Source organism: Streptomyces amritsarensis (assembly GCF_001953875.1).
GTDB lineage: Bacteria > Actinomycetota > Actinomycetes > Streptomycetales > Streptomycetaceae > Streptomyces > Streptomyces amritsarensis.
Genome location: NZ_MQUR01000204.1, coordinates 1 through 1,626 on the forward strand (window position 1 = coordinate 1; position 1,626 = coordinate 1,626).

Genomic DNA, 1,626 nt, shown 5'->3' on the forward strand with positions numbered 1-1,626 from the left:
CTAACTTGTTCTTTAACGTCCGAGGTCGAACGATGCCTCGTACTTGATCACTCGGTTCGGTATCCGCCGTACGCGGAAGCGGCCTTCGTCTGGATCATGTGCTCCGACCAAGGAAACACTCACATCCAGCGCGAAGGCCGTGGGGATGAGTCTGCTGCATCGTGGTGCCGGGCGGGAGCCGCTGGCGGAACTGTCACGCTTCCGAGGCGAGTTCTACTCCTGTCTCACCGCCCGTTCGGATGCACTGTTCGAGCTGGCAGACGCGGTTCTGTGCGGTGACGGGCCGGTGAGATCACTGGCCGAGCTGTCGCTCGTGGGCGAGCACCGCCGCGGTCACGGAGGGCTCTATGCGGCGCTCGCCCGTGGCTGGGTCGAGGCGGATCGGATGCGGCGGGCCCTGGCCTCGGTGCCGCTTCCGCGGGCTGTCGACGGCCGGCTGGTCCTGGCCGTTGATGTCAGCTGCTGGCTGCGGCCGGACGCGCACACCTCGCCGGAGCGGATCCTGTGCCACACCTATGGCCGGGGCAAGGACCAGCACATCCCCGTTCCTGGCTGGCCGTATTCGATCGTCTGCGCGCTGGAGCCGGGCCGCAGCTCGTGGACCGCGCCGCTGGACGCGCTGCGTCTGGCGCCCGGGGACGACACCGCCACCGTCACCGCCCGGCAGCTGCGCGAAATCATCGAGCGGCTGATCACCGCAGGTCAGTGGCAGGCCGGCGAACCGGACGTCCTCGTCATCGCGGATGCCGGTTACGACGCACCCCGCCTGGCCCACCTCCTGCGGGACCTGCCGGTCCAGGTCCTGGCGCGGATGCGATCGGACCGGGTCCTGCGCCGTCCCGCACCCCAGAGGCAGCCCCACACCATGGGCCGTCCGCCCCGGCACGGCGGCGAGTTCGTCTTCGGGCAGCCCGACACCTGGGACACCCCGGACACCGAAACCATCACCCGCACCCGCCTCTACGGCACCGCCCGAGCACGCTCATGGGACCGGCTCCACCCCAAACTCACCCACCGCTCCTCCTGGGCGGCGGCCGACGGCACCCTCCCGATCGTCGAGGGGACGGTGATCCGCCTGGACATCGACCACCTGCCCAGCGGAGCCACACCGAAGCCGGTCTGGCTGTGGTGGTCCGGCACCGACGCCGACCCCGTCGGCGTCGACCGGCTCTGGCAGGCCTACCTGCGGCGCTTCGACATCGAGCACACCTTCCGCCTGTTCAAGCAGACCCTCGGCTGGACCTGCCCGAAGATCCGCACCCCCGAGGCGGCGGACCGGTGGACCTGGCTGATCCTCGCCGCCTACACCCAGCTCCGCCTCGCCCGACCGCTGGCAGCAGATCTCCGTCGGCCGTGGGAGAAACCGGCACCCGTCGAACGCCTCACCCCCGCCCGCGTCCGCCGGGACTTCCGCCACATCCGCCCGAAGACGAGCTGCCCAGCCACTGCACCGAAACCCTCCCAGCCCGGACCCGGCAGGCCACCAGGGCGCAAGAACAGCCGACCCACCCCACGACACGACGTGCACACGGTCCGCAAACCCGACATCACGAAACCGAAAACGAAGAAGTCGACGACCCCTCGCCCACGCCGCACAGGTTAAAGATCAAGCTAAGGGCTGTCCCG

1 protein-coding gene is annotated in these 1,626 nt (G+C 69.7%); it reads left to right on the plus strand.

From position 1 onward, the window contains the following. The first annotated feature begins 145 nt into the window (after positions 1-145). Positions 146-1,603, plus strand: coding sequence for an NF041680 family putative transposase (locus tag AVW11_RS35515; RefSeq protein WP_076047081.1), 1,458 nt, complete (start codon positions 146-148; stop codon positions 1,601-1,603). The last annotated feature ends 23 nt before the right edge of the window (positions 1,604-1,626 follow it).